Raw genomic sequence first — 24,924 nt, forward strand, 5'->3', positions numbered from 1 at the left:
GGCCGGTTCCGGCCGGCGTCGCCGGGGCGGTGCCGGGGCCGTCGTTCTTTTGTGTGGCAAACCCGGGCATCCCGTACCCCGTGAGTGGGGGAGGGCCCGTGCGCGCTTCTTCCGAGTGGCCGCGCACTGTTAGAGTCCGTGGAGTTCCCTTGTAGGCTGCGCGTAGGCTCGCCTGTGCCGTCTGTACGGGAGCCCGAACCGCAAACTCCCCATTCAGGACCGACCCTCCCGCCGACGACGCGCGGGAGGCGCAGGAGGCACCGTGCTCAGTGCGTTCGCGCGGGCGTTCCAGACGCCCGACCTGCGCAAGAAGCTGCTGTTCACGCTGGGCATCATGGTGCTGTTCCGGCTGGGCTCGCACATTCCCATCCCGGGCGTGAGTTTCACGGCCGTCAACGAGTGTGTGAAGGACACCCGGAACAACGGCCTGTTCGGGCTCGTCAACCTGTTCAGCGGTGGCGCGCTCCTCCAGCTGACGATCTTCGCGCTCGGCATCATGCCGTACATCACCGCGAGCATCATCCTCCAGCTCCTCACCGTCGTGATCCCGCGACTGGAGGCCCTGAAGAAGGAGGGGCAGGCCGGTACGGCGAAGATCACCCAGTACACCCGCTACCTGACCATCGCGCTCGCCGTGCTCCAGGGCACCGGCATCGTGGCGACGGCCTCCAGCGGTGCGCTGTTCTCGGGTTGCCCGCTGGCGAACCAGATCGTGCCCGACACGTCGGTGTTCCGGATCGCCGTCATGGTCATCACGATGACCGCCGGCACCACCGTCATCATGTGGCTGGGCGAGCTGATCACCGACCGCGGCATCGGCAACGGCATGTCGCTGCTGATCTTCACCTCGATCGCCGCGCAGTTCCCGACCTCGATGTGGGCCATCAAGCAGTCCGGCACCATCGGCGGCGGCTGGGTCGAGTTCCTCTCCGTCATCGCGGTCGGCATCATCGTCGTGATGCTGGTCATCTTCGTCGAGCAGGCCCAGCGCCGGATCCCGGTCCAGTACGCGAAGCGCATGATCGGCCGCCGGGCGTTCGGCGGCACCTCGACGTACATCCCGCTCAAGGTGAACCAGGCCGGTGTCATCCCGGTCATCTTCGCCTCGTCGCTGCTGTACATCCCGGCCCTCGTGGTCCAGCTCACCAACAGCCAGGCCGGCTGGGCGGTGTGGATCAAGCAGAACTTCGTCAAGGGCGACCACCCGATCTACATGGCGACGTACTTCCTGCTGATCGTCTTCTTCGCCTTCTTCTACGTCGCCATCTCCTTCAACCCCGAAGAAGTTGCCGACAACATGAAGAAGTATGGTGGCTTCATCCCGGGCATCCGGGCCGGCCGGCCGACGGCCGAGTACCTGAACTACGTGCTGACCCGAATCACGTGGCCGGGTTCGCTCTACCTGGGCCTGATCGCGTTGATCCCGATGATCGCCCTGGTCGCCTTCGGACAGCAGACCAACTTCCCGTTCGGCGGCACCAGCGTTCTCATCGTCGTCGGCGTCGGACTCGAAACTGTGAAGCAGATCGAGAGCCAGCTCCAGCAGCGCAATTACGAAGGGTTCCTCCGCTGATGCGTATCGTCCTCGTTGGTCCTCCCGGGGCCGGGAAGGGTACTCAGGCGCACTTGCTCGCCGCGACCCTGTCCATCCCCCACATCTCCACCGGCAACCTGTTCCGTACGAACATCAGCCAGGGCACCCCGCTGGGGCTCGAGGCGAAGTCGTACATCGACAGCGGCCGTCTGGTGCCGGACGTGGTGACGATCGGGATGGCCAAGGACCGCATGCTCCAGGAGGACGCCGCCAACGGCTTCCTGCTGGACGGCTTCCCGCGCAACCTGGGCCAGGCCGAGGCGCTCGACGAGTTCCTCGCCGAGCAGGGCATCAAGCTGGACGGGGTGCTGGACCTGGAGGTCCCCGAGGACGAGGTCGTCAAGCGGATCGCGGGCCGTCGCCTGTGCCGCAAGAACGACACCCATGTCTTCCACGTCGCCTACAACCCGCCGAAGGTCGAGGGCGTCTGCGACGAGTGCGGCGGCGAGCTGTACCAGCGCTCGGACGACACCGAGGAGGCCGTGCGGGTCCGGCTGGAGGAGTACCACTCCAAGACCGAGCCGATCATCGGTTACTACAAGGAGCAGGGCCTCCTGGTGACCATCCCGGCGCTCGGCAAGGTGGACGAGGTCACCCAGCGCGCGATCGAGGCGCTCAAGCAGGACCGCTGAGCCTCTCGGCGGAGTACGCGTCGAACGGCCGGGTCGCCCGTGGAGCGGGCGGCCCGGCCGTTTCGGCGTCGTACGGTGGTAGCAGTGGAATCCGGACTTGGAAGGCGTGACCTGATGGTGGAGATCAAGACCCCCGAGCAGATCGCGAAGATGCGAGCGGCCGGGCTGGTCGTCGCCGAGGCGCTCAAGGCCTGCCGCGAGGCAGTCGCCCCCGGGGTGACCACCCAGGAGCTCAACGACATCGCGGACAAGGTCATCACCGACCACGGTGCCACCTCGAACTTCCGCGCCCACCACGGAGGCCTGTGGTTCCCCGGCGTGATCTGCGCCTCGGTGAACAACGAGGTCGTGCACGGCATCCCCGGTGACCGGGTGCTGCAGGAGGGCGACATCATCTCGATCGACTGCGGCGCGATCCTGGACGGCTGGCACGGCGACGCGGCGATCACCGTCCCGGTCGGCGAGGTCCGCCCCGAGGTGGAGATGCTGAGCCGGGTGACCGAGGGCTCGATGTGGGCCGGCATCGCCCAGATGAAGAAGAACAACCGCCTGGTCGACGTCTCCAAGGCGATCGAGGGGTACATCCGCCGCCAGCCGCTGCCGCCCAAGGGCAAGTGGGGCATCACCGAGGGCTACGGCGGCCACGGCATCGGCACCGCGATGCACATGGAGCCGCACGTGCTCAACTACGTCGAGCGCGGCCGCGGCAAGGGCCCGAAGCTGGTCCCCGGCACCGTGCTGGCGATCGAGCCGATGGTCTCGCTGGGCACCCCGCACACCACCGTGCTGGACGACGAGTGGACGGTCGTCACCAACGACGGCACCTGGGCCTCGCACTGGGAGCACTCGGTGGCCGTGACCGAGCAGGGCCCGCTGGTGCTGACCGCCTTCGACGGCGGCAAGGCCGCGCTCGCCCAGCTGGGCGTCACCGCGGCTCCGGACCCGCTGGCGTAGTCACGGCGGCGCCGACCGGCGCGCCTGACGAGGGATCAGGGCCCTGGAGGTTTGGACCTCCGGGGCCTTTGTCCTATTTTTATCGGCTGGCAGTGGCAGCGAACGGCTTACGAGCGAGCAGGAGAGAGCACGTGCTCAAGGGATTCCGCGACTTCATGATGCGCGGCAACGTCGTCGACATGGCGGTCGGCGTGGTGATCGGTGCCGCGTTCACGGCCGTGGTGACCGGCTTCGTGTCCGCCTTCCTCACGCCGCTGGTCGGCGTGGTGGTCGGCGCGGCCGGCGACTTCAGCTCGTACCGGGCGACGGTCGCCGGGGTGACCTTCCCGTACGGCCAGTTCCTGAACGTGGTGATCGCCTTCGTGATGACCGCCGCGGTGCTGTACTTCTGCGTCGTGCTGCCGATCACCAAGGCCACCGAGCGCTACCTGCCGAAGAAGCCCAAGGCCCCCAAGCGCCCCTGCCCCGAGTGCCTCACCGAGATACCGGTGGCCGCCCGCCGCTGCGCGGCGTGCACCGCCCACGTCGAGCCGCTGGCCGCGCCCACCGCGTCCTGACCTGCCGGTGTGACGGGCGCCGCCTCCCGGGCCCCGGTTTTGGAGCACCGGACGCGCTGGCGTAGGATGGACCGTCGGCTCACTCGTAGCGTGCTTCAGCACGCCCTCTTCCCCTCGGGGCTGGGGTGAACCCAGGTTCGCACGAGCGTTCCGCATACGGTAGCCGGTCCCGGAAGGTGGATCTCGCAGTTCATGGCTAAGAAGCAAGGCGCCATTGAGATCGAGGGCACCGTGATCGAGTCTCTTCCGAACGCGATGTTCAAGGTCGAGCTGCAGAACGGTCACAAGGTCCTCGCGCACATCAGTGGCAAGATGCGCATGCACTACATCCGCATCCTGCCGGACGACCGGGTCGTCGTGGAGCTCAGCCCCTACGACCTCACGCGCGGCCGGATCGTCTACCGCTACAAGTAAGAACGTCAGATCTAGACCCGGAGAACCTGAACATGAAGGTCAAGCCGAGCGTCAAGAAGATCTGCGACAAGTGCAAGGTGATCCGCCGCCACGGCCGGGTCATGGTGATCTGCGACAACCTGCGCCACAAGCAGCGCCAGGGCTGATCTCTCCCCAGCATTTCTCGTAGTACTTCGCGCGACGCGAAAACGTCATAAGCGGGCTACCCGATCCGTTCCGCGACGAACGGACTGCCACCCCCGGTCAGAGGCCGGGGCTCCCTCACCGTGAGGTGTCGGAGTAGGTAGCGCGCAAGACCTCTGAAGAACCACAGGAGCCTTGAATGGCACGCCTCGCCGGCGTTGATCTCCCCCGTGAGAAGCGGATCGAGATCGCCCTCACCTACGTGTACGGCATCGGCCGTACCCGCGCCCAGCAGACCCTGGCCGAGACCGGTGTCAACCCGGATGTCCGCGTTCGCGACATCTCCGAGGAAGACCTCGTCAAGCTGAGCCAGTACATCGACGCCAACTACACGGTCGAGGGTGACCTCCGCCGTGAGGTGGCCGCCGACATCCGCCGCAAGGTCGAGATCGGCTGCTACGAGGGTCTGCGTCACCGCCGCGGCCTGCCGGTCCGCGGTCAGCGCACCCACACCAACGCGCGTACCCGCAAGGGCCCGCGTCGCGCGATCGCCGGTAAGAAGAAGCCGGGCAAGAAGTAGTCCGTCCCGTCACCGGACATCCCTCCGGCCCGCGGGTCAGCGGACCGACCACCTCAGTAGGAGAACAGACTTATGCCCCCCAAGGGTCGTCAGGCTGCCGGCGCGAAGAAGATCCGCCGCAAGGAAAAGAAGAACGTCGCTCACGGCCACGCGCACATCAAGAGCACGTTCAACAACACCATCGTTTCGATCACCGACCCCTCGGGCAACGTGATCTCCTGGGCCTCCGCCGGCCACGTCGGCTTCAAGGGCTCGCGCAAGTCCACCCCGTTCGCCGCGCAGATGGCCGCCGAGGCCGCTGCCCGTCGCGCGCAGGAGCACGGCATGCGCAAGGTCGACGTCTTCGTGAAGGGTCCGGGCTCCGGCCGCGAGACCGCGATCCGCTCGCTCCAGGCCACCGGCCTGGAGGTCGGCTCGATCCAGGACGTCACCCCCACCCCGCACAACGGCTGCCGTCCGCCGAAGCGCCGCCGCGTCTGACCCAGCGCCTTCGGGCGTGCGGGTAACGCGTCACACCTCGTACGGGCTCCCACGTAGTGATTCGTCGCTGCTCGCGGGAGCCCGTACGCTTGGTCCTGTCGGCATCAAATAGTGGGTGCCGAAGACAACTGGAGGAACATCCCCCATGCTTATCGCTCAGCGTCCGTCGCTGACCGAAGAGGTCGTCGACGAGTTCCGCTCGCGGTTCGTGATCGAGCCGCTGGAGCCGGGCTTCGGCTACACCCTCGGCAACTCCCTGCGCCGCACGCTCCTGTCGTCGATCCCGGGTGCCGCTGTCACCAGCATCCGCATCGACGGCGTCCTGCACGAGTTCACCACCGTGCCGGGCGTCAAGGAGGACGTGACCGACCTCATCCTCAACATCAAGCAGCTGGTCGTCTCCTCGGAGCACGACGAGCCGGTCGTGATGTACCTGCGCAAGCAGGGCCCGGGTGTCGTCACCGCCGCCGACATCGCCCCGCCGGCGGGTGTCGAGGTGCACAACCCGGAGCTGGTCCTCGCCACCCTGAACGGCAAGGGCAAGCTGGAGATGGAGCTGACCGTCGAGCGCGGTCGCGGCTACGTCTCCGCCGTCCAGAACAAGGCCTCCGGCCAGGAGATCGGCCGCATCCCGGTCGACTCGATCTACAGCCCCGTGCTGAAGGTCACCTACAAGGTCGAGGCCACCCGTGTCGAGCAGCGGACCGACTTCGACAAGCTGATCGTCGACGTCGAGACCAAGCCCGCCATGCGTCCGCGCGACGCCATGGCCTCGGCCGGCAAGACCCTGGTGGAGCTGTTCGGCCTCGCCCGCGAGCTGAACATCGACGCCGAGGGCATCGACATGGGCCCGTCCCCGACGGACGCCGCCCTGGCCGCCGACCTGGCGCTGCCGATCGAGGAGCTGGAGCTCACCGTCCGCTCCTACAACTGCCTCAAGCGCGAGGGCATCCACACCGTGGGTGAGCTCGTCGCCCGCTCCGAGGCCGACCTGCTCGACATCCGCAACTTCGGTGCGAAGTCGATCGACGAGGTCAAGGCGAAGCTGGCCGGCATGGGCCTGGCCCTCAAGGACAGCCCGCCCGGGTTCGACCCGACCGCCGCCGCCGACGCCTTCGGCGCCGACGACCTCGACGACTCGCACTTCGCCGAGACCGAGCAGTACTGAGAGATTTGGCCGCGGGGGCGGTTCCACGGAGCCGCCCCCGTCGTCATGAAAGCCGTACGGGCACCGTGCCCGTACGCCCGCTGCGGTACCTGGTACGGCCGCAGTCGGAGATTCGAGGAGTAATTCCATGCCGCGTCCCACCAAGGGTGCCCGTCTGGGCGGTGGCCCGCACCACGAGCCGCTGCTGCTCGCCGGTCTGGCCCGTGAGCTGTTCCAGTACGGCCGCATCACCACCACCGAGGCCAAGGCCCGCCGCCTGCGCCCGCTGGCGGAGAAGCTGATCACCAAGGCGAAGAAGGGCGACCTGCACAACCGTCGCCTGGTGCGCAAGACCATCACCGACGTCTCGGTGCTGCACACCCTCTTCACCGAGATCGCGCCGCGCTACGAGAACCGCCCGGGTGGCTACACCCGCATCACCAAGATCGGTCCCCGTCGTGGCGACAACGCCCCGATGGCCGTGATCGAGCTGGTCGAGGCGCTGACCGTCGCGCAGACCGCCGTCGGCGAGGCCGAGGCCGCCACCAAGCGCGCCTCGAAGGAGGCTGCCGCCGAGAGCGCTGCCGCCGCCCCCAAGGCCGACGAGACCAAGGCCGACGAGGCCGAGGCCGCCGAGCAGGCCTGACACCTCTGGGTGTGTTGCGGGCCCGTTCTCCCAGCGATGGGGGAGCGGGCCCGTTCCCTTGTTCTTCGAGGTCCCGGGAGAAGAGAGACACGTGGTCAACGATTGCGCCGAGCAGCCGCCGGTGAAGGACGGCCCGGCGGACGGGCACGTCCGGGTCCGGCTCGACCTCGCCTACCACGGTGCCGAGTTCTCCGGCTGGGCCCGCCAGAAGGGCGGCCGGCGGACCGTCCAGGAGGAGATCGAGACCGCGCTGCAGGTCGTCACCCGCAGCCCGGAGCACTTCCCGCTCACCGTGGCCGGCCGCACGGACGCCGGGGTGCACGCCCGCGGCCAGGTCGCCCACGTCGACCTGCCGGCCGAGCTCTGGGAGGCGCACCGCGAGAAGCTGCTGCGCCGGCTGGCCGGCCGGCTGCCCGGGGACGTCCGGATCTACCGGGTCGGCGAGGCGCCGGCCGGGTTCGACGCGCGGTTCTCGGCGATCTGGCGCCGCTACGCGTACCGGGTCGCCGACCACCCCGGCGGCGTCGACCCGCTGCTGCGCGGGCACGTGCTGTGGCACGACCGGCCGCTGGACCTGGACCGGATGAACGCGGCCGCGAAGCTGCTGCTCGGCGAGCACGACTTCGCCGCGTACTGCAAGAAGCGCGAGGGCGCCACCACCATCCGCACCCTGCTGGAGCTGCGCTGGGACCGCGTCCCGGTGGACTCCTACGCCGCTCAGGAGGGCTCGCTGGCGGTCGCCACCGTTCGCGCCGACGCCTTCTGCCACAACATGGTCCGGGCGCTGGTCGGCGCGATGCTGCTGGTCGGCGACGGGCACCGGCCGGTGGAGTTCCCCGGCGAGGTGCTGGCGGGCGGGGTGCGCAACTCGGCCGTCAACGTGATCCGGCCGTACGGGCTCACCCTCGAAGAGGTCGGCTACCCGCCGGACGACCAGCTCGCCGAGCGCAACCGCCAGGCCCGGCGGATGCGGACCCTGCCCGGGCAGGGCGCCGCGCCCAGCGCCTAGGGGCCTGTCCGGCGGGCTCGGCCGGGCCGGGCCGAAATCGGTTTTGGCCGGACGCGTCCGCTTGGGACAATCCTCCTCATGGGACACGTCGAGATTTCGCACCTGGAGTACTACCTGCCGGACGGGCGGGTGCTGTTCGACGACGCGTCCTTCCGGGTCGGCGAGGGCGCCGCGGTCGCCCTGGTCGGCGCCAACGGGGCCGGCAAGACCACCCTGCTGCGCATGATCGCGGGGGACGTCCAGCCGCACGGCGGCTCGGTGACGATCAGCGGCGGGCTCGGCGTGATGCGCCAGTTCGTCGGCACCACCGGCCGCGAGGACCAGGCGGCCGGCCCCGGCGCCCTGCCGGCCGACGCGTCGGTGCGCGACCTGCTGGTCTCCGTCGCCCCCGAGCGGATCGCCAAGGCCGCCCGCGCGGTGGACGCCGCCGAGCTGGCGATGATCGCCCAGGACGACGAGAAGACGCAGATGGCCTACGCCCAGGCGCTCTCCGACTGGGCGGACGTCGGCGGCTACGACTACGAGACCGACTGGGACGTCTGCACCACGGCGGCCCTCGGCATCCCCTTCGACAAGGCCCAGTGGCGCGGTCTGAACACCCTCTCCGGCGGCGAGCAGAAGCGGCTGGTGCTGGAGGCGCTGCTGCGCGGCCCGGAGGAGGTGCTGCTGCTCGACGAGCCGGACAACTACCTCGACGTGCCCGCCAAGCGCTGGCTCGAGGAGGCCATCAAGGCCACCTCGAAGACCGTGCTGTTCATCTCGCACGACCGCGAGCTGCTCTCCCGCACCGCCGACAAGATCATCAGCGTCGAGACCGGCGCGGCCGGCAGCAGCGTGTGGGTGCACGGCGGTGGCTTCGACACCTTCCACGAGGCGCGCAAGGCCCGGTTCGAGCGCTTCGAGGAGCTGCGCCGCCGCTGGGACGAGGAGCACGCCAAGCTGAAGAAGCTGGTCGTCACCCTGCGCCAGGCCGCCGCCGTCAGCCACGAGATGGCCTCCCGCTACGCCGCCGCCCAGACCCGGCTGAAGAAGTTCGAGGACGCCAGCCCGCCGGAGACGCCGCCGCGCGAGCAGACGATCACCATGCGGCTCAAGGGCGGCCGCACCGGCGTGCGCGCCTTCACCCTGGAGCAGCTGGAGCTCACCGGCCTGATGGACCCCTTCGACCTGGAGGTCTTCTACGGGGAGCGGGTCGCGGTGCTGGGTGCCAACGGCGCCGGCAAGTCGCACCTGCTGCGGCTGCTGGCCGGGGACACCAGCGTCGCCCACACCGGCAGCTGGAAGCTCGGCGCCCGGGTGGTGCCCGGCCACTTCCGGCAGACCCACGCCCACCCGGAGCTGTTCGGCCGCACCGTCCGCTCGATCATCGAGGAGGAGCACGCGCTCAGCCGCGGCGCCGCGATGGGCGCGCTGCGCCGATACGAGCTGGACCGCCAGGAGGAGCAGAAGTTCGAGTCGCTGTCCGGTGGGCAGCAGGCCCGGCTGATGATCCTCAAGCTCGAACTCTCCGGCGTGACGGCCCTGTTGCTCGACGAGCCGACCGACAACCTGGACCTGGAGAGCGCCGAGGCGCTGCAGGCCGGGCTGGAGGCCTTCGACGGCACCGTGCTGTGCGTCACCCACGACCGCTGGTTCGCGAAGACCTTCGACCGCTTCCTGGTGTTCGGGGCGGACGGTCGGGTGTACGAGTCGCCGGAGCCGGTCTGGGACGTGACCAGGGTGGAGCGCGAACGCTGAGCGGCCGGGCGGGGGGCCGTCGACCGGCGGCCGAGGCGATTTTTGACCCCTTCGGGTCGTGCCGGTAACCTGGACGCTTGATGTGCGTATTGGCTCGCTCTATCTCACGTGAGAGGTCGGTACGCCGGAGACATCAGGTCGACGACCAGCGGCCACCCTTGAATTGCGTCCAAGGTTGGCCAGGCTGCTCTTCCGTCCGGGTGCTCCTGTCAGGACTCACTCACTGAAAAGCGAAGGCTACGACCGTGCGTACGTACAGCCCCAAGCCCGGCGACGTCCAGCGTCAGTGGCACGTCATCGACGCGACCGACGTCGTGCTCGGCCGCCTGGCCTCCCAGGCCGCCAACCTCCTCCGGGGCAAGCACAAGGCGATCTACGCGCCGCACGTTGACACTGGTGACTTCGTCATCATCATCAACGCCGACAAGGTGCACCTGTCCGGTAACAAGAAGACCCAGAAGCTGGCCTACCGCCACTCGGGCTTCCCGGGCGGTCTCCGTTCGGTGCGCTACGACGACCTGCTGGCGAACAACCCCGAGAAGGCCGTCGAGAAGGCCATCAAGGGCATGATCCCCAAGAACAGCCTGGGCCGTCAGATGCTCTCGAAGCTGAAGGTCTACTCGGGCGACCAGCACCCGCACGCTGCCCAGCAGCCGGTGCCGTTCGAGATCACCCAGGTCGCGCAGTAATTCGGCCACCAAGCCCCCCATCACTGAAAAGAGCTGAGGAACACCGTGGCCGAGACCACTGAAACCCTTGAGGTCGACTTCGACGAGGCCGCCGAGGCCGTCGAGGGCGAGTACACCTCCGAGGAGAGCTACACCTCCGAGTCCCTGGCCGGCCGCTTCGGCGAGGCCACCCCGGGCGCCGGCCTCGGCCGTCGCAAGGAGGCGATCGCCCGCGTGCGCATCGTCCCCGGCACCGGCCAGTGGAAGATCAACGGTCGCACCCTCGAGGGCTACTTCCCCAACAAGGTGCACCAGCAGACCGTGAACGAGCCCTTCAAGCTCCTCGAGCTGGACGGCCGTTACGACGTCGTCGCCCGCATCAGCGGTGGCGGCGTCTCCGGCCAGGCCTACGCGCTGCGCCTCGGCGTGGCCCGTGCCCTGAACGAGGCCGACGTGGACAACAACCGCGGCGCCCTCAAGAAGGCCGGCTTCCTGACCCGTGACGCCCGCGCCGTCGAGCGCAAGAAGGCCGGTCTGAAGAAGGCCCGCAAGGCGCCGCAGTACAGCAAGCGCTAATCGCGTCCCCGGGGGTGCGTTCCGCCCTGGCGGCGCACACCCCCTGGTTGCGCAAACCGTCGCCCCGGAGTACCCCGCGTACTCCGGGGCGACGTGTTCCCCGGCTATCGTGCGGCGGCCGGGGTCATCGGTGGGTTCCGAGCATGGTGATGGAGGACGTGACAGTGGGACGACTCTTCGGTACGGACGGCGTGCGCGGGGTGGCCAACGAGGGCCTGACGGCGGAGCTGGCGCTCGGCCTGTCGGTCGCGGCCGCCCACGTGCTCGGCGAGGCCGGCGCCTTCGACGGGCACCGGCCCGTCGCGGTGGTCGGCCGGGACCCGCGTGCCTCGGGCGAGTTCCTGGAGGCGGCGGTCATCGCCGGTCTGGCCAGCTCCGGCGTCGACGTCCTGCGGGTCGGTGTCCTGCCCACCCCGGCCGTGGCCTACCTCACCGGCGCGCTCGGCGCCGACTTCGGCGTGATGCTGTCCGCCAGCCACAACGCCATGCCGGACAACGGCATCAAGTTCCTCGCCCGCGGCGGCCACAAGCTGGACGACCGGATCGAGGACGCCATCGAGGCGCACTACCGCAAGCACACCGTCGGCGGCGAGGACTGGAACCGTCCCACCGGTGCGGCGGTCGGCCGGGTGCGCGAGTACACCGAGGGCTTCGACAAGTACGTCGCCCACCTGATCGGCGTGCTGCCCAACCGCCTGGACGGCATCAAGGTCGTCATCGACGGCGCCCACGGCGCGGCCGCGTACGTCGCCCCCGAGGCCTTCGCCCGGGCCGGCGCCGAGGTCGTCCACACCCTGGGGGCCGAGCCCACCGGTCTGAACATCAACGACGGGGTCGGCTCCACCCACCTGGACCGGCTGCGCGCCGCGATGAAGGAGCACCGGGCCGACCTCGGCATCGCCCTGGACGGCGACGCCGACCGCTGCCTGGCCGCCGACGCCGAGGGCAACGAGGTGGACGGCGACCAGATCATCGCCATCCTCGCCGTCGCCATGCGGGAGGCCGGCACCCTGCGCCGCAACACCGCGGTGGCCACCGTGATGTCCAACCTCGGCTTCAAGCTGGCGATGGAGCGCGAGGGCATCGACCTGGTGGAGACCGCCGTCGGCGACCGCTACGTGCTGGAGGCGATGAAGGAGCACGGCTTCGCGCTGGGCGGCGAGCAGTCCGGCCACGTGATCCTGCTGGACCACGCCACCACCGGTGACGGCACCCTGACCGGCCTGATGCTGGGCGCCCGACTGGCCGCCACCAAGCAGCCGCTGGCCGACCTGGCCGCGGTGATGACCCGTCTGCCGCAGGTGCTGGTCAACGTCAAGGGCGTCGACAAGAGCCGGGTGGGGACGAGCACCGGACTGGCCGCGGCGGTCGCCGCCGCCGAGGCCGAGCTGGGCGCCACCGGCCGGGTGCTGCTGCGCCCGTCCGGCACCGAGCCGCTGGTCCGGGTCATGGTCGAGGCCGCCGACGCAGCGCAGGCCGAGACGGTCGCGCAGCGGCTGGCCGAGGCGGTCCGCACCCACCTGGGCTGAACCCCCGCCAGGCCGTCGGCCCCGGCCGTACGGCGCCGCAGGACGGCGAAGGCCCCCACCGGTTCCGGTGGGGGCCGCTTGCCGTCGCCCGTGCGTCCGGTGGGCTCAGAGCTTGCGCAGCAGCGCCCGGCGGACCTTGTGGTCCGCGCCCTTCTGCAGGATCAGGGTGGCCCGGCCCCGGGTGGGCAGCACGTTCTCCAGCAGGTTGGGCTTGTTGATGGTGCGCCAGACCTGCCGGCCGTACTCCATGGCCTCCTCCTCCGGCACCTCGGTGAAGCGGCGGAAGTAGGAGTTCGGGTCCTGGAAGGCGGTCTGCCGCAGTTTGCGGAAGCGGTCCAGGTACCAGTGCTCGATGTCGTCCGTGCGGGCGTCGACGTAGATCGAGAAGTCGAAGTAGTCGGCCACCGCGAGGCGGGTGCGGCCGTCGGTGCCGGGCAGGGCCGGTTGGAGCACGTTGAGGCCCTCGACGATCAGGATGTCCGGGCGTTCCACCGTCAGCCGCCGGTCCGGCACGATGTCGTACACCAGGTGCGAGTACACCGGCGCGGTGACCCGCTCCTTGCCCGCCTTGACGTCCGCGACGAAGCGCATCAGCGCCCGGCGGTCGTACGACTCGGGGAAGCCCTTGCGGGCCATCAGGCCGCGCCGGCGCAGTTCGGCGTTGGGCAGCAGGAAGCCGTCGGTGGTGACCAGCTCGACCCGGGGGTGCTCGGGCCAGCGGGCCAGCAGGGCCTGGAGCAGACGGGCGGTGGTCGACTTGCCGACCGCGACCGAGCCGGCCACGCCGATGATGAACGGGGTGCGGGTGCGTTCGGTGTCCGGGGTGTCCAGGAAGGTGCCCAGGGCGCCGCGCAGGTCGTGCGTGGCATGGATGTACAGGTTGAGCAGCCGGGACAGCGGCAGGTAGACGTCACGCACCTCGTCCAGGTCGAGGGCTGTGCCGAGACCGCGCAGCTGCTCCACCTCCTCGGCGGTCAGCGGCAGCGGCGTACGCTCGCGCAGCGCACTCCACTCGGCCCGGCTGAGGTCCACGTAAGGGGACGGCGACGGGCCGGGCGTGGGGGCGCCCCGCGTACAGAGTTCGGTCAGCACATGCTCCATTGTGAGCCGTCGCGGTGTTCACGGTGGCTGTGGTGTCGGTCACGCAGAGTTGGCCCGAGAGGGGAAAAGGGCCACAGAACGGCCCTTATGCTGGCACGCATGTGCGGAATTGTTGGATACGTGGGCGCGCAGTCCGCCCTCGACGTAGTAATCGCGGGCCTGCAGCGGCTGGAGTACCGGGGCTACGACTCGGCCGGTGTCGCGGTGCAGGCGAAGGACTCCCAGGGGCAGTGGGGTCTGGTCACCGACAAGCGGGCGGGGAAGCTCGCCAACCTGGAGAAGTCCCTCGCCGAGTCGCCCCTGCCCGGCGGCACCACCGGCATCGGCCACACCCGCTGGGCCACCCACGGCGGCCCGACGGACGCCAACGCCCACCCCCACCTGGACGACGACAACCGGGTGGCCGTGGTCCACAACGGCATCATCGAGAACTTCGCCCAGCTGCGCGCCGAGATCGCCGAGCGCGGCCACACCCTCCGTTCCGAGACCGACACCGAGGTCGTCGCCCACCTGCTGGGCGAGGCGTACCAGGGCGACCTCGCCGAGGCCATGCGGGTGGTCTGCCGCCGCCTGGACGGTGCCTTCACCCTCGTCGCCGTGCACGCCGACGCGCCCGGCGTGGTGGTCGGCGCCCGCCGCAACTCGCCGCTGGTGGTCGGCCGCGGCGAGGGCGAGAACTTCCTCGCCTCGGACGTCGCCGCCTTCATCGCCCACACCCGCGAGGCGATCGAGCTGGGCCAGGACCAGGTCGTCGAGCTGCGCGCGGACGCCGTCACGGTGACCGACTTCGACGGCAACCCCGCCGAGGTGCGCGAGTACCACGTCGACTGGGACGCCTCCGCCGCCGAGAAGGGCGGCTACGACTACTTCATGCTCAAGGAGATCGCCGAGCAGCCGAAGGCCGTCGCCGACACCCTGCTGGGCCGGATCGGCACCGACGGCCGGCTGACGCTGGACGAGCTGCGGATCTCCGACGCTGACCTGCGCTCCGTCGACAAGGTCGTCATCGTCGCCTGCGGCACCGCGTTCCACGCGGGCATGATCGCCAAGTACGCGATCGAGCACTGGACCCGCATCCCCTGCGAGGTCGAGGTCGCCTCGGAGTTCCGCTACCGCGACCCGATCATGGGCCCGGGCACGCTGGTCATCGCCATCTCGCAGTCCGGCGAGACGATGGACACCCTGATGGCCCTGCGGCACGCCCGGGAGCAGGGCGCCAAGGTGCTGGCGATCTGCAACACCAACGGCTCCACCATCCCGCGCGAGTCGGACGCGGTGCTGTACACCCACGCCGGCCCGGAGGTCGCGGTCGCGTCCACCAAGGCGTTCCTGACCCAGCTGGTCGCCTGCTACCTGGTCGCCCTCTACCTGGGCCAGGTGCGCGGCACCAAGTGGGGCGACGAGATCTTCGCCGTCATCAAGGAGCTCGGCGACGCGCCGAAGCAGGTCGAGCAGGTCCTGGAGACCATGGAGCCGGTGCGCGAGCTGGCGCGCTCGCTGGCCGACGCCCGCTCGGTGCTGTTCCTGGGCCGCCACGTCGGCTTCCCGGTGGCCCTGGAGGGCGCGCTCAAGCTCAAGGAGCTGGCGTACATGCACGCCGAGGGCTTCGCGGCGGGCGAGCTCAAGCACGGCCCGATCGCGCTGATCGAGGAGGGGCTGCCGGTCGTGGTGGTCGTGCCCTCGCCGCGCGGGCGGTCGATCCTGCACGACAAGATCGTCTCCAACATCCAGGAGATCCGGGCCCGCGGCGCCCGCACGATCGTGATCGCGGAGGAGGGCGACGAGGCGGTCGTGCCGTACGCGGACCACCTGATCCGCATCCCGGTCACCCCGACCCTGCTCCAGCCGCTGGTCTCCACCGTCCCGCTCCAGGTCTTCGCCTGCGAGCTGGCCACGGCCAAGGGCCACGAGGTCGACCAGCCGCGCAACCTGGCGAAGTCGGTCACCGTCGAGTAGTACGCGCGTGCGTCCCTGCGGTGGCTGCGTCCTACCGCAGGGGCGCCGTGTCGAGCGTGAAGGAGAACGGCGGGGGCAGGTCGATCGACTTGCCGAAGGGGACCGACTCCTTCTCGGTGTAGTCGCCGTCCTCCGGTTCGGTGAACAGGGTGACCGTGCCTTCGCTGCGGTCGACCAGCAGGTAGCAGGGGATGCCGGCGGCGGCGTACCCGCGGCGCTTCTGCTCACGGTCCCGGCGGGGAGCGGTGGATGTGACTTCGAAGACGAGCAGTACGCCGGCGGGGTCCGCCCACGAATGGGAGTTCAGGAAGTGCCCGACCGGGCTGACGGTGCCGTCCGGGATGAACCGGCCTGTCGGCACAATGAGCCCCTTGTTGCCCGACAGATCGAACTCGGCCGCGGCCTTTCGCATGAACTGCCGGTTCAGCAGGGAGAACGCGGTTTCGTGCTCGCCGTCCGGCGGTGGTGTCACGACGATCTCCCCTTCGATCAGTTCGGCCTTGTAGCCGGGCGGCGTGTCCAGCTCCAGAAACGCCTGGAGGAGGTTGTCCTGGCCCAGCGGGCCCTCGACAGCTGGCATGGCGACCATGGCCCTTCTCCCTCCTGTGGGTCCGTGCCGAGCCACAAGGTAGGCATACGGACCGACACCGGAGGGGGATCGACGTGGGTGTCACTCGAAAGTGTGCCGCAGGCCCGGCTCCCGCGGGGCGGTGGCGCGGGCTAGCGTCGGCGGTAGCCGACCGCTGAAGGAGTTCTCCCCATGCGTCATGCACACCCTGTGGAAACCGTCCGCGCCGCCGAGGCCGCGCTGATGGCGCTGCTGCCGGAGGGCACGCTGATGCAGCGGGCGGCCGCCGGGCTGGCGGCGACCTGTGCGCGGCTGCTGATCCGGCGTCGGGGGCGGGTGTACGGCAGCCGGGTGGCGGTGCTGGCGGGCAGCGGGGACAACGGGGGTGACGCCCTGTACGCCGGGGCGGCGCTGGCCCGGCGCGGGGCGCGGGTGACGGCGGTGCTGCTGACGCCGGAGAAGGCGCACCCGGGCGGGCTGGCCGCGCTGCGGGCGGCCGGCGGCCGGGTGACGGCGGAGCAGGAGGTCGGCCTGGCCGACTTCTCGCGCGCGGACCTGGTACTGGACGGGATCGTCGGCATCGGCGGCCGGGGCGGGCTGCGCCCCGAGGCGGTGCCGTACGCGCGGGCCGAACGGCGCGGCGTCGTGGTGGCGGTGGACCTGCCCAGCGGGGTGGACGCGGACAGCGGCGAGGTGCCCGGCGAGGCGCTGCGCGCGGACGTGACGGTGTGCTTCGGCACGTACAAGCCCGGGCTGCTGGTCGACCCGGGCGCCGAGTACGCGGGCGCGGTGCAACTGGTGGACATCGGGCTGGAGCTGCCCGACCCGGAGTTGACGGCCCTCCAGCACGCGGACGCGGCGGCGCTGCTGCCGAGGCCCGGCACGGAGAGCGACAAGTACCGGCGCGGCGTGGTCGGGGTGGCGGCCGGCTCGGCGACGTACCCGGGGGCGGCGCTGCTGGCGGTGGCCGGGGCGCTGCGGGGCGGCGCGGGCGCCGTCCGGTACGTCGGCACGGCGGCCGAGGAGGTGGTGCGGCGCTTCCCGGAGGTGCTGGTCACCGAGGGCGGCCCGGCCGGGGCCGGGCGGGTGCAGGCCTGGGTGGTCGGGCCGGGCGGCGGCGAGGGGGCGCGGCAGGCGCTGACCGAGGCGCTGGCGGGCGACGTCCCGGTGCTGGTGGACGCGGACGGGCTGACCGAGCTGGGCCGGCTCGGGCCGCGGGCACTGGCCGGCCGGACGGCGCCGACCCTGCTCACCCCGCACACCGGCGAGGCCGCCCGGCTGCTCGCGGGCGCGGAGGGCACCGCGCCGCCCGCGGCCGACGCGCTGGCCGCGACCCGGCTGGCGACCGCCCGGCGGCTGGCGGCCGCCTACCGGGCGACGGTGCTGCTGAAGGGCTCCACCACGGTGGTGGCCGACCCGGGCGGGGCCGTCCGGGTGAACCCGACCGGCACCTCCTGGCTGGCCACCGCGGGCAGCGGGGACGTGCTGGCCGGCCTGGCCGGCTCCCTGCTGGCCTCGGGCCTGGCACCGCTGGACGCCGCCTCGGTGGCCGCCTACCTGCACGGTCTGGCGGGGCGCGAGGCGGCGGGCGCCCCCGGTGCGCCGGTGACCGCGATCGGCGTCGCCCAGGCGCTCCCGGCGGTCTGGCGGGCGGTCCGCGCGGGGTAGCCGAACGGAACCGGCCGGTCCGTTCCCGGCGTCCCAGACCACGCGGACCAGCCGTCCGCCGCAGGTCGGAGGGGTGCCCGGCGTCCCGGTGCCGACCGCCGCGCCGACGGGCCGTTCGGCGAGGACTCCGGGACGTCTGGGAGACTGACCCTGATGACAACTGCGAACACGACCGGCACGGCCACCCTCACCGACGGCGTACGGGCCGAGGCGACCATCGATCTCGCCGCCCTGCGCGGCAACCTCGCCGCGCTGCGCGAGCGCGTCGGCGGCTCCGCCGTGATGCTCGCGGTCAAGGCCGACGCCTACGGCCACGGCGCGGTCGAGTGCGCCCGGGAGGCGGTCGCCGCCGGCGTGGGCTGGCTCGGCTGCGCGACGCCCGAGGAGGCGCTGGCGCTGCGGGCCGCGGGCATCCGCCCGGGGCAGGCCCGGATCCTGTGCTGGCTGTGGACCCCGGGGGGGCCGTGGCGCGAGGCGCTGCGCGCCGACCTGGACATCTCGGTGAGCGGCCAGTGGGCGCTGGACGAACTGCTGCCGGCCGTCCGGGAGACCGGCATCCGGGCGCGGGTCCACCTGAAGGCCGACACCGGCCTCGGCCGCAACGGCTGCCAGCCGCACGACTGGCCGCAGCTGGTGGCGAACGCCCGGCGCGCCGAGGCCGAGGGCCTGCTCGAGGTGGTCGGCGTCTGGTCGCACTTCGCCGCCGCGGACGAGCCCGGCCACCCGTCCATCCGCGCCCAGCTGGACTCCTACCGCGCCGCGCTGGCGCACGCCGAGGCCGCCGGGCTGCGCCCGCAGGTCCGGCACCTGGCGAACTCGCCGGCCACCCTGCTGCTGCCCGAGGCGCACTTCGACCTGGTCCGCACCGGCCTGGCCGCGTACGGGCTGTCCCCGGTGCCCGAGGTGGGCTCGCCGGCCGACTTCGGGCTGCGCCCGGTGATGGCGCTGACCGCCCGGCTGGCGCTGGTCAAGCACGTGCCCGGCGGACACGGGGTCAGCTACGGCCACCACTACGTGACGCCCGGCCCGACCACGCTCGGGCTCGTCCCGGTCGGCTACGGCGACGGCGTCCCGCGCCACGCCAGCGGCACCGGCCCGGTGCAGATCGGCGGCAAGTGGCGCACGGTGGCCGGCCGGGTGGCGATGGACCAGTTCGTGGTGGACCTGGGCGGTGACACCCCGGAGACCGGCGACGAGGTGCTGCTGTTCGGCAACGGCGAGCGCGGTGAACCGACCGCCGAGGACTGGGCCCGCGCGAGCGGCACCATCTCGTACGAGATCATCACCCGGATCGGCGCCCGGGTGCCCCGCCGCTACCTCGGCGGCAGCCACCGAGAGGGCCTGCCGGCATGACCGGGGCACCGGCCGAGGGCAATCCGGCCGCGGCGGTGGCCAAGGCGGCCGGTGTGGCCACGGGGGTGAGCCGGGCCGGTGTGATCGGGATCTCCGTCGGGGTGCTCGCGGCCGGCGCGGCCGCGGGCGTCGCGCTCGAGCGGCTGACGGTCGGCCGGGCGATGCGCCGCCGCGCCCGGGCCGAGCTGGACGCGGCCGCCCCGTACGGCTCGCTGCGCGGGCGCCCGACGACGGTGGCCGCGCCGGACGGCACGGATCTGTACGTCGAGCTGGACGGCACCGGCTGGGACGAGCCGGACGGCGCGGGGCCCGAGCGCCCCGAGCCGCTGACCGTGGTGTTCAGCCACGGCTACTGCCTCAACCAGGACAGCTGGCACTTCCAGCGGGCGGCGCTGCGCGAGGGCATGCGGCTGGTCTTCTGGGACCAGCGCAGCCACGGCCGCTCCGAGCGCTCCCGCTCCTACCTGGCGGGGGAGTCGGCCAGCATCGACCACCTGGGCGGCGACCTCAAGGCGGTGATCGACGCCGTCGCGCCCACCGGGCCGCTGGTGCTGGTCGGCCACTCGATGGGCGGCATGACGGTGATGGCGCTGGCCGACCAGCACCCGGAGCTGTTCCGGGAGCGGGTCGCCGGGGTCGCGCTGGTCGGCACCCTGGCGGGGGGCTGGAACGAGGTGAGCCTCGGTCTCCCGAAGGCCGGGGCGAAGCTGTTCCGGAGGGTGGCGCCCGGCGTGGTGAAGCTGCTCGGCCGTCAGGTCGAGCTGGTGGAGGCTACCAGGCGGGCGGGCTCGGACCTCAGCGCCGTCCTCTACCGGCGGTTCTCCTTCGGGAGCCGGGACGTCGACCCTTCGGTGGTGCGGTTCGCCGAACAGCTGCTGGACGCCACCCCGATCGACGTGGTCGCCGAGTTCTTCCCGGTGTTCGGCGCGCACGAGAAGTACGAGGCGCTGGCCGCCCTGCGCGGCCTGCCGGCGCTGGTGCTGGCCGGGACGAAGGACCTGCTCACGCCCGCCACGCACAGCGAGGCGATGGCCGAACGGCTGCCCGGCGCCGAGCTGGTCCTGGTCGAGGGCGCCGGGCACCTGGTGCTGCTGGAGTGCCCGGGGCTGCTCGACCACGAGCTGGCCCGGCTGCTGCGCCGGGCCGCGGCCTTCGCCGGCGCCGCGCCGCTGCCGGCCGGTGTCCTCCGGCTGGCCGGCGAACAGCCCCAGGATCAGGACCAGGGCGAGGACCGGGACCGGGCCGGCGACCAGGGCCCGGACCCGGCCGTCGACCCGGCCTGACCCCCCCGCCCGCCACGGCGGGGCCCGGCGATGTGGCACGGTAGCGGTGGCGGCCGGTGGTCGGTGCGCCGCTACGGAGCGAAGGGCAAGACACACGCATGGGCTCGCACGCCACTCTCACCGTCCCCACGCCGGAGCGGATGGGCCGGCTCGGCCGGGAGCTGGCCGCGCTGCTGCGGCCGGGTGACCTGGTGCTGCTCTCCGGGGAGCTGGGGGCCGGGAAGACCACGCTGACCCGCGGCCTGGGGGAGGGGCTGAAGGTCCGCGGGGCGGTGACCTCGCCGACCTTCGTGATCGCCCGAGTGCACCCCTCGCTGGTCGGCGGGCCGGCCCTGGTGCACGTGGACGCGTACCGGCTGGGCGGGGACCTGGACGAGATGGAGGACCTCGACCTGGACGTCTCGCTGCCGGAGTCGGTGGTCGTGGTCGAGTGGGGCGAGGGCAAGGTCGAGCGGCTGTCCGACGACCGGCTGGAGGTGCGGATCGAGCGGGCGATCGGTGACACCGCCGGGGAGGACCACGACCCGCGCCGGGTGGTGCTGACCGGCATCGGGGACCGCTGGGCGGGTGCGCGGCTGGAGGAACTGGCCTGACCGGACCGCCCCCGTTTTGCCGACAGCGTGTCGGCATGGTGTTGCGGGCGGGGTGCCGGGCGTGGTGGGATGGGTGCTGCGGTTAGGTCTGCCTAACTAGGGAGGCGCCATGTCGAGCACCACCCCCGCCCCGGAGCGCTCCGCGCGCGACACCGGGGCCGGAGAGTCCGCCCGCCGTGCCGCGGGAGCGCCGATGCGGGCGCTGCTGGCCGCCTGCGCGGCCGCCGAAGCGGTCTCCACCCCGCCCGAACCCGAGCCGCGGCAGGCCGACGAGCCCGGGACGGGAACACCCCGGGCCGCCGCCTGACGGCGCCCGCCTCAGGGGATCACGACCACCTTGGTGCCGTTGGGCGCGAAGTCCCACAGCAGCTGACCGTCGGCGCGGCCGCTGCGGATGCCGCCCGTCCTGGTCTTCGGGTCGGGGGTCGGCGTCGTGCCGTCCAGTGCCGAGCTGAAGCCGAAGACCACGCCGTTCTGCTGGGCGAACCGCACCACGTGCTCGATCTGCCGGCCGTCCGTACCGGTGCCGCTCGGGGTGCGGCTGTACACCGAGTAGCTGCCCGGGGTCGGCTCGACCGAGCCCGGGGCGACCTGGAAAACGGCCGTGACCTGCGGGTTCTTCTTCGGGTCGACCAGCCAGACGTAGTGGGTGCTCACCGAGTAGACCACCCGGGTGCCGCTGCCCGAGCTGACCGGCAGCGCCGGCGCGGTCGGGGTCGCCGAGGCGCTCGGCGTCGCGGAGGCGGCCGGCCCGGTGGACGTCGCCGCGGTGGTGGGGCGGGCTCCGCCGGCGCGGTCCTGTGCGCCGTTGGCCTGGAAGGCCAGCAGGCTCACCACTGCCAGGGCCCCCAGGGTCAACCCCGTGACCACCACTCCAGGACCCATCTTCGCCACGTGCCGCTCCCCGCTGTCGTCCGCTGTCCGTACCGCCCCTTATCGTGCCAGGTCCGCCCGGCCGGTCCGCAGCGCCCAGTACGTGTGTTCCCGAGGGGGACACCAGCTCGATCGGCCGGTCGGCCCAACGTCGGTCTAACCTTGACCCGTGCTGCTGCTCGCGTTCGACACCGCTACCCCCGCCGTCACCGCCGCCGTCCACGACGGCACGGCCGTCCTCGCCGAGACCCACCAGGTCGACGCCCGGCGCCACGGCGAACTGCTGCTGCCCGCGATCGACGAGGTCCTGAACGCCGCCGGGGTGGACAAGCACCGCCTCACCGGCATCGCGGTCGGCGTCGGCCCGGGCCCGTACACCGGTCTGCGGGTCGGCCTGGTGACCGCCGCCGCGCTCGGGCACGCGCTCGGCCTGCCGGTGCACGGCGTCTGCACCCTGGACGCGATCGCCTTCCAGGCCCGCGCCGAGGGCCTGGACGGCGAACCGTTCACGGTGGCCACCGACGCGCGCCGCAAGGAGGTCTACTGGGCCTCCTACGACGCCGAGGGCCGCCGCACCGAGGGCCCGGGCGTGGACCGCCCCGCCGAGCTGACCCCGCAGGCCCGCTCGGTCGGCGCCGGCGCGCTGCTCTACCCCGACGCCTTCCCCGGCGCCCACGGGCCCGAGCACGTCTCGGCCGGCGCCCTGGCCGGCTTCGCCGCCGCCGAGCTGGCCGCCGGCCGCGAGCTGCTGCCGAACCTCCCGCTGTACCTGCGCCGGCCGGACGCCCAGGTCCCGGCGGGGTACAAGACCGTTCTCGGGGGCAAGGCGGTGCTCCCGGCGTGAACCACGGCACCACCCTGCGCCCGATGCGCTGGTGGGACATCGAGCCGGTGATGGAACTGGAGCTCAAGCTCTTCCCCGAGGACGCCTGGTCCCCCGGGATGTACTGGTCCGAACTCGCCGAGGCCCACCACGGCGGGACGCGCCACTACACCGTCGCCACCACCGGGGACGGCGCGGTCGTCGGCTACGCCGGGCTGATGGCGGTCGCCGGCGAGGGCGACGTCCAGACCATCGCCGTCGACGAGCGCCACCAGGGCACCGGCCTCGGCGCGGCGCTGCTCACCGACCTGATCCGCGAGGCGGGCCGGCGCGGCTGCGCCGAACTGCTGCTGGAGGTGCGGGTGGACAACCCCCGCGCCCAACGGCTCTACGAGCGCCATGGCTTCGAACCGGTGGGCATCCGGCGGGGCTACTACCAGCCCGCCAACGTCGACGCCCTGGTGATGCGCCTCGACCGCCCCAGCCCCGACCACCGGGGCCCCGACCGCCCCAGCCCGGACCGTCCGGGCCCCGACCACCCCCGCACCGACAGCACCGACCCGAAGGACATTGAGGACACCCCCCATGGCTGACGAACCGCTCGTCCTCGGCATCGAGACCTCCTGCGACGAGACCGGCGTCGGCATCGTGCGCGGCACCACCCTGCTGGCCGACGCGGTGGCCTCCAGCGTGAACGACCACGCCCGGTTCGGCGGCGTCGTCCCGGAGATCGCCAGCCGCGCCCACCTGGAGGCGATGGTCCCGACCATCCAGCGCGCCCTGGACACGGCCGGGGTCAAGGCCAGCGACCTGGACGGCATCGCCGTCACCGCCGGCCCCGGGCTGGCCGGCGCGCTGCTGGTCGGCGTCAGCGCCGCCAAGGCGTACGCCTGGGCGCTGGACAAGCCGCTGTACGGGGTCAACCACCTCGCCTCGCACATCTGCGTCGACCAGCTGGAGCACGGCCGGCTGCCCTCGCCGACGATGGCCCTGCTGGTCTCCGGCGGGCACTCCTCGCTGCTGCTCAGCGAGGACATCACCACCGACGTCCGCCCGCTCGGCGCGACCATCGACGACGCGGCCGGCGAGGCCTTCGACAAGGTCGCCCGGGTGCTCGGCCTGGGCTTCCCCGGCGGCCCGGTCGTCGACCGGACGGCCCGCGAGGGCGACCCGGGGGCGATCGCCTTCCCGCGCGGCCTGACCGGGAAGAACGACCCGGAGTACGACTTCTCCTTCTCCGGGCTGAAGACCGCCGTCGCCCGCTGGGTGGAGGCCAAGCGCCGGGCCGGCGAGGAGGTGCCGATCGCCGATGTCGCGGCGTCCTTCCAGGAGGCGGTCACCGACGTGCTCACCCGCAAGGCCGTCAAGGCGTGCAAGGACAACGGCGTCGACCACCTGATGATCGGCGGCGGCGTCGCCGCCAACTCCCGGCTGCGCGAGATGGCCCAGCAGCGCTGCGACCGGGCCGGCATCCGGCTGCGGGTGCCCCGGCCGGGCCTGTGCACCGACAACGGCGCGATGGTCGCCGCGCTCGGCTCCGAGATGGTGTGGCGCGGCCGCACGCCGTCCGCCTTCGACCTGTCGGCGGACTCCTCGCTGCCCGTCACCGACGTCCACGTGCCCGCCCCGGCCATCGGGCACGGCGACCTCCACGGCCAGGCCTACGACGCGCTGGGAGGCGGCGCCGCGTGACCGTCGCCGTCATGTGGGAGGCCCGGGCGGCGGACGGCCGCGGCGCCGAACTCGCCGCCTGGGTGCGGGAGTCGGCGCTGCCCGCGGTGCGCGGAGCGGCCGGGCTGGAACGCCTCGAGCTGCTCTCGGCACCGGGCGCCCGGCCGGCCGACGACCGGGAGCGGGTGCTGCTGATCACCTGGTGGAGCGGCGAGCCGGTACCCGTCGCCGACCCGCCGGCCGAGCTGATCGGCCGCCCGGTGCACCGCTGGTCCTTCACCAGTGAGCACGTCGAACGGCCGGACGGCGGCGCAGCCGGATAGCCGGGAGCCGCACGATCGAAGGGCCGCACGGCTGAACAGTCGCACAATCGAACGGCCGGTCAGCCG

The 24,924-nt window shown here is 72.0% G+C and carries 28 protein-coding genes; 25 read left to right on the forward strand and 3 right to left on the reverse strand.

What is annotated here, in order from left to right:
• The first annotated feature begins 262 nt into the window (after positions 1–262).
• The 15 genes from secY (at position 263) to glmM (ending at position 12,646) form a co-directional block, all read left to right on the forward strand.
• Positions 263–1,573, forward strand: coding sequence for a preprotein translocase subunit SecY (gene secY / locus ABT247_RS00645; protein WP_350735708.1), 1,311 nt, complete (start codon positions 263–265; stop codon positions 1,571–1,573).
• On the forward strand, positions 1,573–2,226 hold the full coding sequence (locus ABT247_RS00650; protein ID WP_350735711.1) for an adenylate kinase: 654 nt from the start codon (positions 1,573–1,575) through the stop codon (positions 2,224–2,226). Before secY ends, ABT247_RS00650 begins: the two co-directional genes overlap by 1 nt.
• A gap of 114 nt (positions 2,227–2,340) precedes the next feature.
• Positions 2,341–3,180 carry a type I methionyl aminopeptidase gene (gene map / locus ABT247_RS00655; protein ID WP_350735714.1) on the forward strand — a complete coding sequence of 280 codons (840 nt, stop codon included), beginning with the start codon at positions 2,341–2,343 and terminating at the stop codon, positions 3,178–3,180.
• A 131-nt stretch (positions 3,181–3,311) separates the two neighbouring features.
• Complete coding sequence (gene mscL, locus ABT247_RS00660; protein ID WP_350735717.1) at positions 3,312–3,737, forward strand: large conductance mechanosensitive channel protein MscL; 426 nt, start codon at positions 3,312–3,314, stop codon at positions 3,735–3,737.
• Between the two features lie 192 nt (positions 3,738–3,929).
• On the forward strand, positions 3,930–4,151 hold the full coding sequence (gene infA / locus ABT247_RS00665; protein ID WP_003956442.1) for a translation initiation factor IF-1: 222 nt from the start codon (positions 3,930–3,932) through the stop codon (positions 4,149–4,151).
• 32 nt (positions 4,152–4,183) lie between these two features.
• Positions 4,184–4,297: a 50S ribosomal protein L36 gene (gene rpmJ / locus ABT247_RS00670; RefSeq protein WP_003956441.1), complete on the forward strand. Its 114-nt coding sequence runs from the start codon at positions 4,184–4,186 to the stop codon at positions 4,295–4,297.
• A 176-nt stretch (positions 4,298–4,473) separates the two neighbouring features.
• Positions 4,474–4,854 carry a 30S ribosomal protein S13 gene (rpsM, locus tag ABT247_RS00675; protein ID WP_097237495.1) on the forward strand — a complete coding sequence of 127 codons (381 nt, stop codon included), beginning with the start codon at positions 4,474–4,476 and terminating at the stop codon, positions 4,852–4,854.
• 72 nt (positions 4,855–4,926) lie between these two features.
• Entirely contained in the window at positions 4,927–5,334 is a 408-nt protein-coding gene (rpsK, locus tag ABT247_RS00680; protein ID WP_014136257.1) for a 30S ribosomal protein S11, read from the forward strand.
• A gap of 145 nt (positions 5,335–5,479) precedes the next feature.
• The gene (locus ABT247_RS00685) at positions 5,480–6,502 is read left to right on the forward strand and encodes a DNA-directed RNA polymerase subunit alpha (RefSeq protein WP_049649049.1); all 1,023 of its coding nucleotides are present in this window, start codon (positions 5,480–5,482) and stop codon (positions 6,500–6,502) included.
• Positions 6,503–6,629: 127 nt separating this feature from the next.
• Positions 6,630–7,127 carry a 50S ribosomal protein L17 gene (rplQ, locus tag ABT247_RS00690; protein WP_350735722.1) on the forward strand — a complete coding sequence of 166 codons (498 nt, stop codon included), beginning with the start codon at positions 6,630–6,632 and terminating at the stop codon, positions 7,125–7,127.
• A gap of 91 nt (positions 7,128–7,218) precedes the next feature.
• A complete protein-coding gene (gene truA / locus ABT247_RS00695; RefSeq protein ID WP_350735724.1) occupies positions 7,219–8,136 on the forward strand; it encodes a tRNA pseudouridine(38-40) synthase TruA in 918 nt (305 codons plus the stop codon).
• A 78-nt stretch (positions 8,137–8,214) separates the two neighbouring features.
• Positions 8,215–9,873, forward strand: a complete 1,659-nt coding sequence (locus ABT247_RS00700) for an ABC-F family ATP-binding cassette domain-containing protein (protein ID WP_350735727.1) — start codon at positions 8,215–8,217, stop codon at positions 9,871–9,873.
• A gap of 245 nt (positions 9,874–10,118) precedes the next feature.
• Positions 10,119–10,562 carry a 50S ribosomal protein L13 gene (gene rplM, locus ABT247_RS00705; protein WP_030055846.1) on the forward strand — a complete coding sequence of 148 codons (444 nt, stop codon included), beginning with the start codon at positions 10,119–10,121 and terminating at the stop codon, positions 10,560–10,562.
• Between the two features lie 33 nt (positions 10,563–10,595).
• Positions 10,596–11,117: a 30S ribosomal protein S9 gene (gene rpsI, locus ABT247_RS00710; RefSeq protein ID WP_392899910.1), complete on the forward strand. Its 522-nt coding sequence runs from the start codon at positions 10,596–10,598 to the stop codon at positions 11,115–11,117.
• A gap of 164 nt (positions 11,118–11,281) precedes the next feature.
• Complete coding sequence (glmM, locus tag ABT247_RS00715; protein WP_350735999.1) at positions 11,282–12,646, forward strand: phosphoglucosamine mutase; 1,365 nt, start codon at positions 11,282–11,284, stop codon at positions 12,644–12,646.
• Positions 12,647–12,751: 105 nt separating this feature from the next.
• Here the strand turns inward: glmM and coaA are convergent, their stop codons facing one another.
• Positions 12,752–13,747: a type I pantothenate kinase gene (gene coaA, locus ABT247_RS00720; RefSeq protein WP_350735731.1), complete on the reverse strand. Its 996-nt coding sequence runs from the start codon at positions 13,745–13,747 to the stop codon at positions 12,752–12,754.
• 99 nt (positions 13,748–13,846) lie between these two features.
• On the opposite strand from coaA, the gene glmS reads away from it, so the two are divergent.
• Positions 13,847–15,703: a glutamine--fructose-6-phosphate transaminase (isomerizing) gene (gene glmS, locus ABT247_RS00725; RefSeq protein WP_350735734.1), complete on the forward strand. Its 1,857-nt coding sequence runs from the start codon at positions 13,847–13,849 to the stop codon at positions 15,701–15,703.
• 31 nt (positions 15,704–15,734) lie between these two features.
• On the opposite strand, the gene ABT247_RS00730 is transcribed toward glmS, so the two are convergent.
• Positions 15,735–16,292: a Uma2 family endonuclease gene (locus ABT247_RS00730; RefSeq protein ID WP_350735737.1), complete on the reverse strand. Its 558-nt coding sequence runs from the start codon at positions 16,290–16,292 to the stop codon at positions 15,735–15,737.
• Between the two features lie 171 nt (positions 16,293–16,463).
• On the opposite strand from ABT247_RS00730, the gene ABT247_RS00735 reads away from it, so the two are divergent.
• The 5 genes from ABT247_RS00735 to ABT247_RS00755 all read left to right on the forward strand — a co-directional run bounded on the left by ABT247_RS00735 (position 16,464) and on the right by ABT247_RS00755 (position 21,475).
• Positions 16,464–17,939: an NAD(P)H-hydrate dehydratase gene (locus tag ABT247_RS00735; protein ID WP_350735740.1), complete on the forward strand. Its 1,476-nt coding sequence runs from the start codon at positions 16,464–16,466 to the stop codon at positions 17,937–17,939.
• A 153-nt stretch (positions 17,940–18,092) separates the two neighbouring features.
• On the forward strand, positions 18,093–19,292 hold the full coding sequence (gene alr, locus ABT247_RS00740) for an alanine racemase (RefSeq protein WP_350735743.1): 1,200 nt from the start codon (positions 18,093–18,095) through the stop codon (positions 19,290–19,292).
• On the forward strand, positions 19,289–20,575 hold the full coding sequence (locus ABT247_RS00745) for an alpha/beta fold hydrolase (protein ID WP_350735746.1): 1,287 nt from the start codon (positions 19,289–19,291) through the stop codon (positions 20,573–20,575). The genes alr and ABT247_RS00745 overlap by 4 nt, the downstream gene beginning before the upstream one ends.
• 98 nt (positions 20,576–20,673) lie before the next feature.
• A complete protein-coding gene (tsaE, locus tag ABT247_RS00750) occupies positions 20,674–21,168 on the forward strand; it encodes a tRNA (adenosine(37)-N6)-threonylcarbamoyltransferase complex ATPase subunit type 1 TsaE (protein ID WP_350735749.1) in 495 nt (164 codons plus the stop codon).
• A gap of 109 nt (positions 21,169–21,277) precedes the next feature.
• Positions 21,278–21,475, forward strand: a complete 198-nt coding sequence (locus tag ABT247_RS00755) for a hypothetical protein (protein ID WP_350735752.1) — start codon at positions 21,278–21,280, stop codon at positions 21,473–21,475.
• 11 nt (positions 21,476–21,486) lie between these two features.
• Here ABT247_RS00755 and ABT247_RS00760 read toward each other — a convergent pair whose 3' ends face one another.
• Positions 21,487–22,053, reverse strand: a complete 567-nt coding sequence (locus tag ABT247_RS00760; protein ID WP_350736002.1) for a hypothetical protein — start codon at positions 22,051–22,053, stop codon at positions 21,487–21,489.
• Between the two features lie 157 nt (positions 22,054–22,210).
• On the opposite strand from ABT247_RS00760, the gene tsaB reads away from it, so the two are divergent.
• From tsaB to ABT247_RS00780, 4 genes are read left to right on the forward strand one after another with little or no spacing between them, the layout of a single operon-like run.
• The gene (tsaB, locus tag ABT247_RS00765; protein WP_350735755.1) at positions 22,211–22,885 is read left to right on the forward strand and encodes a tRNA (adenosine(37)-N6)-threonylcarbamoyltransferase complex dimerization subunit type 1 TsaB; all 675 of its coding nucleotides are present in this window, start codon (positions 22,211–22,213) and stop codon (positions 22,883–22,885) included.
• A 23-nt stretch (positions 22,886–22,908) separates the two neighbouring features.
• Positions 22,909–23,457 carry a ribosomal protein S18-alanine N-acetyltransferase gene (rimI, locus tag ABT247_RS00770; protein WP_350736005.1) on the forward strand — a complete coding sequence of 183 codons (549 nt, stop codon included), beginning with the start codon at positions 22,909–22,911 and terminating at the stop codon, positions 23,455–23,457.
• Positions 23,450–24,556 carry a tRNA (adenosine(37)-N6)-threonylcarbamoyltransferase complex transferase subunit TsaD gene (tsaD, locus tag ABT247_RS00775; RefSeq protein ID WP_350735758.1) on the forward strand — a complete coding sequence of 369 codons (1,107 nt, stop codon included), beginning with the start codon at positions 23,450–23,452 and terminating at the stop codon, positions 24,554–24,556. The genes rimI and tsaD overlap by 8 nt, the downstream gene beginning before the upstream one ends.
• The gene (locus tag ABT247_RS00780) at positions 24,553–24,858 is read left to right on the forward strand and encodes a hypothetical protein (RefSeq protein WP_350735761.1); all 306 of its coding nucleotides are present in this window, start codon (positions 24,553–24,555) and stop codon (positions 24,856–24,858) included. Before tsaD ends, ABT247_RS00780 begins: the two co-directional genes overlap by 4 nt.
• Positions 24,859–24,924: the final 66 nt, after the last annotated feature.

The organism is Kitasatospora sp. NPDC001539 (assembly GCF_040298565.1).
Lineage (GTDB): Bacteria > Actinomycetota > Actinomycetes > Streptomycetales > Streptomycetaceae > Kitasatospora.

Excerpts from the sequence above, each read along its gene's own strand:
- glmS (WP_350735734.1), top strand. The coding sequence starts at position 13,847 with ATGTGCGGAATTGTTGGATACGTGGGCGCGCAGTCCGCCCTCGACGTA.
- rpsM (WP_097237495.1), top strand. The coding sequence starts at position 4,474 with ATGGCACGCCTCGCCGGCGTTGATCTCCCCCGTGAGAAGCGGATCGAG.
- infA (WP_003956442.1), top strand. The coding sequence starts at position 3,930 with ATGGCTAAGAAGCAAGGCGCCATTGAGATCGAGGGCACCGTGATCGAG.
- rpmJ (WP_003956441.1), top strand. The coding sequence starts at position 4,184 with ATGAAGGTCAAGCCGAGCGTCAAGAAGATCTGCGACAAGTGCAAGGTG.
- ABT247_RS00745 (WP_350735746.1), top strand. The coding sequence starts at position 19,289 with ATGACCGGGGCACCGGCCGAGGGCAATCCGGCCGCGGCGGTGGCCAAG.
- map (WP_350735714.1), top strand. The coding sequence starts at position 2,341 with ATGGTGGAGATCAAGACCCCCGAGCAGATCGCGAAGATGCGAGCGGCC.
- alr (WP_350735743.1), top strand. The coding sequence starts at position 18,093 with ATGACAACTGCGAACACGACCGGCACGGCCACCCTCACCGACGGCGTA.
- ABT247_RS00700 (WP_350735727.1), top strand. The coding sequence starts at position 8,215 with ATGGGACACGTCGAGATTTCGCACCTGGAGTACTACCTGCCGGACGGG.
- rplQ (WP_350735722.1), top strand. The coding sequence starts at position 6,630 with ATGCCGCGTCCCACCAAGGGTGCCCGTCTGGGCGGTGGCCCGCACCAC.
- coaA (WP_350735731.1), bottom strand. The coding sequence starts at position 13,747 with ATGGAGCATGTGCTGACCGAACTCTGTACGCGGGGCGCCCCCACGCCC.
- ABT247_RS00755 (WP_350735752.1), top strand. The coding sequence starts at position 21,278 with ATGTCGAGCACCACCCCCGCCCCGGAGCGCTCCGCGCGCGACACCGGG.
- rimI (WP_350736005.1), top strand. The coding sequence starts at position 22,909 with ATGCGCTGGTGGGACATCGAGCCGGTGATGGAACTGGAGCTCAAGCTC.
- ABT247_RS00735 (WP_350735740.1), top strand. The coding sequence starts at position 16,464 with ATGCGTCATGCACACCCTGTGGAAACCGTCCGCGCCGCCGAGGCCGCG.
- ABT247_RS00685 (WP_049649049.1), top strand. The coding sequence starts at position 5,480 with ATGCTTATCGCTCAGCGTCCGTCGCTGACCGAAGAGGTCGTCGACGAG.
- tsaE (WP_350735749.1), top strand. The coding sequence starts at position 20,674 with ATGGGCTCGCACGCCACTCTCACCGTCCCCACGCCGGAGCGGATGGGC.
- ABT247_RS00650 (WP_350735711.1), top strand. The coding sequence starts at position 1,573 with ATGCGTATCGTCCTCGTTGGTCCTCCCGGGGCCGGGAAGGGTACTCAG.
- tsaD (WP_350735758.1), top strand. The coding sequence starts at position 23,450 with ATGGCTGACGAACCGCTCGTCCTCGGCATCGAGACCTCCTGCGACGAG.
- rpsK (WP_014136257.1), top strand. The coding sequence starts at position 4,927 with ATGCCCCCCAAGGGTCGTCAGGCTGCCGGCGCGAAGAAGATCCGCCGC.
- ABT247_RS00760 (WP_350736002.1), bottom strand. The coding sequence starts at position 22,053 with ATGGGTCCTGGAGTGGTGGTCACGGGGTTGACCCTGGGGGCCCTGGCA.
- ABT247_RS00730 (WP_350735737.1), bottom strand. The coding sequence starts at position 16,292 with ATGGTCGCCATGCCAGCTGTCGAGGGCCCGCTGGGCCAGGACAACCTC.